Source organism: Tateyamaria pelophila, assembly GCF_019966495.1.
GTDB classification, from domain to species: domain Bacteria; phylum Pseudomonadota; class Alphaproteobacteria; order Rhodobacterales; family Rhodobacteraceae; genus Tateyamaria; species Tateyamaria pelophila.
In genome coordinates this window covers 33,701-41,045 of the sequence record NZ_JAIMIA010000035.1, presented here as the reverse complement: position 1 = coordinate 41,045, position 7,345 = coordinate 33,701, and the positions used below count along the sequence as shown (strand labels likewise).

The window sequence follows — 7,345 nt, the reverse complement described above, 5'->3', positions numbered from 1 at the left end:
TCAGACAGAGCCGCCCGGTTCTCTGCGGTCGCCAGTCCCTCGGTCTCGAACCGGCCCATCTGCGACGTGGATGCGGCATGCGCATCGACGGCACGGCCACCGACAACCTGGCGCATCACGGGATCGAGCGCGAGACGGTCGGCGTCATTGACGTCCCCGTATCCTGCCAACCGGCCGTAGACCGATTGCCGAAACAGCCCGTCGAGCCGGTGGATCGTGTTCTTGCCACGGCGATTATCGCACAGGGCAGCAGACGCCAGATTGGACAGACCGAGCGCGTCATCAAGCTCGCGCATCACCAGAAGGCCGCCATCCGAACTGAGCTGAGCGCCCCGGAATTCCAGCCGCACGCGAGGGTCAAAATCCACACGATCTGCCCGCTGCAAGCCCGCACCCTCTGGGTGATCCATGAAACACATCCTCCGCAGCAACCAACGCCATGATATATATAGAAAATATCACGTTCAAGACAGCGAAATCAGAGATCTACTTGGGGAATGCGGGTTTATATATTTGGTAAACGCAGCGGGGGTGATTTGGTTCCATCGATGCGCAATTATCCGAGGCTTTCAGGTTCCCGGCACTTATATTTCACCTGCTGCGAACGCGCGATTCTGACCGGAAGCGCTTTGGGAAAACTCTCAATTGTAAATTTGGACATTGAATAGGTCCCGAGCTGAGATTTCCGGAGCGCTCATCAACCGGGCGCGACGGGTTCGGAGAAACCTGGCTCGGGGACGGGTCTGTTTTGCGCTGTGCGCAAAATGCGCCCACCCACCGACCCAGTCACAACGCTTCATATGTCCGCAAGTGTAAGGCGCAGTTTTGCGCGGGCCCGTGCCAGACGGGACATGACTGTCCCCAACGGCAGTCCGGTTTTTGCAGCAATGGTGCGCGGTGATGTTTCACCGTCGATGACCAACTCCAACAACTGCTTTTGCGGCTGGGGCAGGGCGGCGACGGCCGCTAGTGTGTCCGCGCAATCCAGCCGCAGCAATGCATCGGGCTGTATTATCGCATCTGTGTCCAGCAGTTCCTCCGTAGCCAATCTGCGCCAGCCGCGCCGTGCCTCGTTTTGCAGAACCCGCATTGCATACGCCGCCAGATCATCAACAGACCGTCCGCGCCGCAGCATTTGGCACAGCTTGAGCAACGTGTCCTGCACGAGGTCTTCGGCTTCGTTTCGGTCGGAAGACAAACGCCGGGCGCGCCGCGTCAGCATGGGGATCAAGGGGATAAGCGGGTTTACATCGGACATGGGTCCAAAGTGAGGGACGCAGCGTGATCTGACCAGCCCGGGGGTTTTCGCCTATGTCGGGAACCACCGCTTTTTGGGCAAGGCCTTGCCCATGGGGGGCTGCGGGGTCGGCAGGCTGCCGCGCGTTCCAGAAGGGCGCGGATGCGAACCGGCTTTGCGTACTCAAGTACAATGAGGCGGCCATTCACGGTCCCTCATATGTCAATGACGAACGGAGTTCACTTATGACCAAAATCGCCTCTTTGACCTTTATGGTGGCAATGTCGATCCCAGCACTGGCAATGAGCCAGGTCGCATCCAGTCTGGATGCGAACGGTGATGGTGTGCTGACCATTGACGAGGTTCAGGCCAGCTTTCCTGAAATGTCATCTGACAGCTTTATGGCAATGGATCTGAACGCTGATGGTGCGCTGGATGCCGACGAGGTCGCGGCAGCGCAAGAAGCCGGATTGATGCCTGCAACGGACGGTTGATGCGATAAACTGCGTTTCAGAAACTGACGTTGCCATCCTTGGTGAGTGAAGTGACCGAAACGTGGGTATGTAAGGCCCGTTTCCCCCCAGAAGCGGGCCTTGCATTTTCGCTGTGTCGCAATCCGACGAAGGATATGGCCACGGCGCCCGATAGTTGCCCCTCTTTCAATGACAATAACGCATGGGCGTCGTAAGGCGGAGGCATCCTCCGCCGACTTCGTTTAACGCTGTGGCAGGTGGATGTTGAACTTGGCCCGAATGGCTGCGTCCAGGGACGGATCGAGGCTGGCTGCAGGGCGGTCGGCAAGGATTTCTTCCTTGCGGGCCGTGGCCTTGGCGACCAGATCGGGTTTGTCCAGTTCCGCCCACTCCTTGGGGGAAGTCCGATCCCCCATCTTGGGATACACGCAATCGGTTTGCATCCGGCTGAGGGTTTGACCCGTGCCCAGATAGTGGCCGGGGCCATTCATGGTCACGTCCGCCATTTGATCCAGCGCCAGCGTTTCGTCGTTCACTTCGATGCCGCGCACGCAGCGCAGGGCCTGACCGATGATATCGTCGCCCATGATCAGGGATTCGTGGCAGAAGCCCAACAGGGAGGCGTGCATGCCAGCTGCTTCATAGACCATGTTCAGCCCGGCCAGTCCGGCCATGACGTTCGAACACATTTGCTCCCATCCTGCCTGCATATCCGGCAGCTTACTGTCCGCAATCCCGGCGGCGGCCCCACCCGGAAGGTCATAGAACCGGTGCATCTGGGCGCAGCCGGCGGTCAGCAGTGCCTGCTCGCCAGACCCGCCTGTCATTGCGCCTGTGCGCAGGTCCAGCCCAAAGGGCCATGTGCCAAAGATCGCGGGCGCGCCCGGTTTGACGGCGTTGACGTAGACCAACCCGGCCAGACACTCCGCGACTGCCTGCACGATCGCGCCTGCGATGGTAGACGGGGCCGTGGCACCCGACATACCCGCCGAAAGAAGCAAGACCGGCATGCCGTATTTGATACATTCTTCCATTACCAAACAGGATTCGGTGGCGAATTTCATCGGCGGCACCACGAAGCAGTTCGAGTTGCTCACAAAAGGCCGTTCGCGCCATTTGTCTTCCCCGCCCGCAATCATGTGCAGCAATTCCATGGACCGGGCCACGTGCTGCGGTTCTGAAAAACTGGTGCCGACATGTTTGGTGGTGCCCGAAACGCAGGCGTAGATCGAATTGTAATCCATTTCGAGATTGTCTGAAATGTCCCGGCATACCATTGGGCGCTGGACGAAATGGATATTGTCGAGCACGTCGCAGATCCGAGCGGCGTCGTGCAAATCCTGCACACCGCATTCGCGGTATGCGCGTCCGTTGGCTTCGACCAGATGTACCGCAGCGCCCGCCGTGCCGTAGTGGACCCGTGATCCCGACAGTTCCAGATCATGGACCGGGTTGCGCGCATGCAATGTCAGGCTACGGTTCGCCTTGGCGATCGTGTCTTCGACCAACGCGCGCGGAAACCGGATGCGACCGTCTTCGCCTTGTATTGCGCCGGCACCCGTGAGGTAGGCCACGCCGCTGTCGGGAGCGTCGGCGAGGCCGATGTTTTCCAGCGCATCGAGCGCCGCGACGTGAATTCGCAATACATCCTGTTCACTGAGCGGGTTGTATGTGCCGCCGGACATACCGGGACGTATGGGGCGCAAATGGTCGGCAAGGGGGGCCGCGCGGGCCGCACGGCGCGCGGCGCGACCACCAGAGCGCAGGGGGGTTTGGTCATTCATGTCATGGGCATCCGGGGTTTGAACATCTGGGAAATCAACTGTTGTCGCACTGACGTTCAAGGTCGTCCGCGGGCGGCCCGACCGCGGTCTGCCCCGATGGTTCGGGTCACGAGCGCGATTTTACTGCGACTTTCCTGCACGAGAGCCTCTCCGCTGTCGTTGCTCCGTTTATGAGCGAGAGGATGCAGGCCGCAAACGGGCCTGTCTGTCTCAATTGCGACATGTTCAGATTTGTGGTTTCGCAGACCGACCGCGCGGGATGTATACGCATTCGTAGGGACGAAGGCTGAAGAGCCGGTCTGTATTCCGAATGTTCCGACCTCCGACGCGCGGCCGAAATCTACGCAGGTCGTGGGTCAGGTTGCATACCGTTCGGCGAAGTCACACAGCGTTCTCAGGGCGCGTTCAAAATCATCATCGGCGATGGTCATGGCGACCCGAATGTGCCCCGCAGCCGACGCGCCAAAGCTTTCGCCGGGCATCACCGCGATATGTTCCGCGTCCAGAAGCGCGTTGGCAAAGGCGTCCCCGCTGAGCCCGGTCGCCCGGACATCCAGCATCAGATACATCGCCCCGTGCGCAGGGATCAGGCCGACAGTGTTTTGCTCTGCGAGTACCTTTTGCGCGATGTCGCGCCTGCGCCGGAAAGGTGCGCCAACCGCGTCTTCGAACGACGTGCCCTGTTCCAGGCCGAAGACACTTGCGTCCTGAATAAAGCCGGGCACGCCATAGGTCGTGTGGGTTGCGAAGGTAATCAGGTGGTTGATGGCCTCCTCGGGCCCGATCAGCCAGCCGCAGCGAGAGCCTGTCATGGCGTGGCTTTTGGACATGGACCCGACCACCAGCGTTCGCTCTGCCATACCGGGCAAGCTACGCGGGCTGATGTGTTCGCCTTCCCAAACCTGGCTGTCATAGACTTCGTCCGAAATCAGCCACAGATCGTGGCGCTGGCAAACCTCCGCGATCCCTTGCAGGGTTTCACGCGAATAGACCGTTCCCGTTGGGTTGTTGGGGGAGTTGATCAGCAGGCTTTTGGCACCTTGTGCCGCAGCTTCGATATCGCTGGCGCGCGGTTGAAACGCGTCTTCTGCCCGTGTCTGGACCGCGTGTGGAATCGCTCCGACCCCCCGCAACGTGCCGGGATAGGTCGCGTAATAGGGATCGAGATAGAGCGCCGTGTCACCCGCATCGCACGCCGCTGCATGGGCCGCGAACAATGCGGATTGTCCGCCCGGTGTAATCAGCACGTTGTCCCGCGAGGTTGGAACGCCGGTGCGTTCCATGGTGCGTTTGGCCACCGTATCGCGCAGCGTATCCGTGCCCGGTACCATGGCGTACCCTGTGTGCCCACCAAGAGCGCTTTGGTGCATGGACTGCAGGATTGGTGCGGCCGTACGAATATCATGTTCGCCAATGGTCAGTTCCGTGACAGGTGTGCCCGCGGCGATCATTTTGCGGGCGCGAATGAACACATCCCAACCGTCCGAGCCACCCGCCGTCAGGGTCGTGATGCGCTTTGAAAGGGCCATGGGTGCCTCCGGCTTCAGATGGTTTCGCCAAGGGGTCAGAGGGCGTCTGTTTTGTCAACATCCCAAATCGATGAGCGGATTTCCGGTACAGGGATTGGGGCTCTGCCCCCGGCGCTTGCGCGCCTCCCCCGGAGTTTACCTGGCAAGATGAAGCAGGGGATGACGGCCTGGAACACGACGTTTGAACGCAACACCGTTAGATCGTTTGCTCCTGTGGGGCTGTCGGTTCGGACACTGAAATGTTGCCTTGACGTGCTTGAGAACACAAAGGGTCAGGTCTGGTCCAGCCAAGCGCCGAGGGTCGACCGAACCTTCGTCGTCAGGCCGGCCCGGACGAGTCCGTAAGATCGATGGATTCGGTCCGTCATTTCCTGCGATCCTGTGCCTTTGAGCGGCACACGAACCCAAGAACGATGGAAATAGGGTGCTTTGTGTGCCGCGCCGATCTCGATCAGGAACTGCGCGGTTTCCACATCCGGGCATTTCACAGAGACGCCGTCGCCCTTCATGCCGATACAGGCGAACATTTTGCCTCCGACTTTCCAAGCATCAAGACCGCCGTCGTGGTGGCTGGCCCAGTGCGCACCGGGCAAGGCGGCGCAGAACGTATCGACGTCCTCGCGTGTCATGGCATCACCGTGCAGTGGGCCGCGCAATCACACAAGGGTTGACCACCATGGATCGCGCGCGCTACTGCTGAGCCATGATACGGACCATTTGCATTTGCTGCTGCATTATCTGCTGATTTCTTCAGCGGGCCGGTTCTTTGTTTCCATGACATCTCAGAATTGCTAGGCCCGCGCCAACCCCTATGCGCGAGTACGGCCATGACGATTACCCTGCACAATACATTGACCCGCAAGAAGGAACCGTTCGTTCCGATCGACCCTGCAAATGTGCGGATGTATCTGTGCGGGCCCACGGTTTATGACCGGGCGCATCTGGGCAATGCGCGCCCGGTTCTGGTGTTTGACGTGCTCTATCGGTTGTTGCGTCATACCTACGGGGCCGATCATGTCACCTATGTGCGCAATTTCACGGATGTGGATGACAAGATCAACGCGACCGCATTGGCCCATCAGCAAGCGGGGGCGCCCGGCACATTGGAAGACCTGGTGGCGGAGCGGACGGACGAGACCATCGCCTGGTATCATGCGGATATGGATGCACTGGGGGCCTTGCGACCCGATCACGAGCCCCGCGCGACGGAATACATCGCGCAGATGGTGGCGATGATCGACGGGTTGATCAAGGATGGGTACGCCTATGAAAACGAGGGTCATGTGCTGTTTCGGGTCAGAAAATATTCGGAATACGGGGCGCTGTCGGGCCGATCCGTCGATGATATGATCGCAGGCGCGCGGGTTGAAGTGGCACCCTACAAAGAAGACCCGATGGATTTTGTCCTGTGGAAGCCGTCGTCAGATGACTTGCCCGGCTGGGACAGTCCGTGGGGACGCGGGCGGCCGGGCTGGCATATCGAATGCTCTGCCATGGCCTATGAATTGCTGGGGGATAGGTTTGACATCCATGGCGGTGGGAACGATTTGCAGTTTCCCCACCACGAGAACGAGATTGCCCAGTCGAAATGCGCGGGCCATGGCTTTGCCAATGTGTGGTTGCACAACGAGATGTTGCAGGTCGAGGGCAAGAAGATGTCCAAGTCTTTGGGCAACTTCTTCACCGTGCGCGACTTGCTGGAAGACGGCGTGCCGGGCGAAGTGATCCGTTTTGTGATGTTGGCGACGCATTACCGCAAGCCGATGGATTGGACGGAGAAGAAACGCGAAGAGAGCAGCAAAACTCTGATGGACTGGCTGCACGTGCTCAAAAAGCATGGTTATACGCCAAAAATGGTCAAACAGTTGAAGGCTGAGGGACAATGGTCCGGCGATGGCGAACTGCTGGGAACACTGTCCAACGATTTGAACACACCCGGCGCATTGGCGCGTATGCATGTGTTGGCCAAGGCGCGCACTGCCGAGGGGCTTGTGCCTTTGGCACATGCGTTGGAGTTGCTTGGGCTTGTCGCGGACTGGAGTCTTGTTGATCTCACGCCGTCGCAAGACGTCAAGATGGCGGATTGGGTGCCAGCCGTGATTGACCGCCTGATCGAAGAACGCGGTGCTGCGCGCGCGGCAAAAAACTGGGGCGAGGCTGACCGTTTGCGCGACCTTCTAAACTCAGCGGGCGTACAGGTCACGGATATCGGGGGCAGTGCAACATGGGCACCCGGACCTGACTTTGATCCGGCAAAGCTGGAGGGTCTGACATGATCCTTGATTGCGGACACGCGCCTCGTTCGGTTGGCATTTTGCGGTT

Annotated in this window: 7 protein-coding genes; 2 read left to right on the top strand and 5 right to left on the bottom strand. The window is 59.7% G+C overall.

Features of this window, described 5'->3' with window-relative positions; all coding sequences use genetic code 11:
• Positions 1–410 (bottom strand): transposase (locus LC354_RS12820; RefSeq protein ID WP_223421634.1); only part of this gene is annotated, 410 nt, incomplete at its 3' end.
• Positions 411–796: 386 nt separating this feature from the next.
• On the bottom strand, positions 797–1,258 hold the full coding sequence (locus tag LC354_RS12815) for an RNA polymerase sigma factor (RefSeq protein ID WP_223424392.1): 462 nt from the start codon (positions 1,256–1,258) through the stop codon (positions 797–799).
• Between the two features lie 224 nt (positions 1,259–1,482).
• Between LC354_RS12815 and LC354_RS12810 the strand changes: the two genes are divergently transcribed.
• Positions 1,483–1,731, top strand: coding sequence for an EF-hand domain-containing protein (locus tag LC354_RS12810; protein WP_223424389.1), 249 nt, complete (start codon positions 1,483–1,485; stop codon positions 1,729–1,731).
• Positions 1,732–1,952: 221 nt separating this feature from the next.
• Here LC354_RS12810 and LC354_RS12805 read toward each other — a convergent pair whose 3' ends face one another.
• The 3 genes from LC354_RS12805 to LC354_RS12795 form a co-directional block, all read right to left on the bottom strand.
• Positions 1,953–3,494 (bottom strand): trimethylamine methyltransferase family protein, encoded by a 1,542-nt coding sequence (locus LC354_RS12805; RefSeq protein ID WP_223424387.1) that lies wholly within the window; start codon positions 3,492–3,494, stop codon positions 1,953–1,955.
• A 356-nt stretch (positions 3,495–3,850) separates the two neighbouring features.
• Entirely contained in the window at positions 3,851–5,023 is a 1,173-nt protein-coding gene (locus LC354_RS12800; protein ID WP_223424385.1) for a pyridoxal phosphate-dependent aminotransferase, read from the bottom strand.
• A gap of 272 nt (positions 5,024–5,295) precedes the next feature.
• A complete protein-coding gene (locus tag LC354_RS12795) occupies positions 5,296–5,652 on the bottom strand; it encodes an MmcQ/YjbR family DNA-binding protein (RefSeq protein ID WP_223424383.1) in 357 nt (118 codons plus the stop codon).
• 198 nt (positions 5,653–5,850) lie between these two features.
• Here LC354_RS12795 and cysS point away from each other — a divergent pair, with 198 nt between their 5' ends.
• Positions 5,851–7,299, top strand: coding sequence for a cysteine--tRNA ligase (cysS, locus tag LC354_RS12790; protein ID WP_223424382.1), 1,449 nt, complete (start codon positions 5,851–5,853; stop codon positions 7,297–7,299).
• Positions 7,300–7,345: the final 46 nt, after the last annotated feature.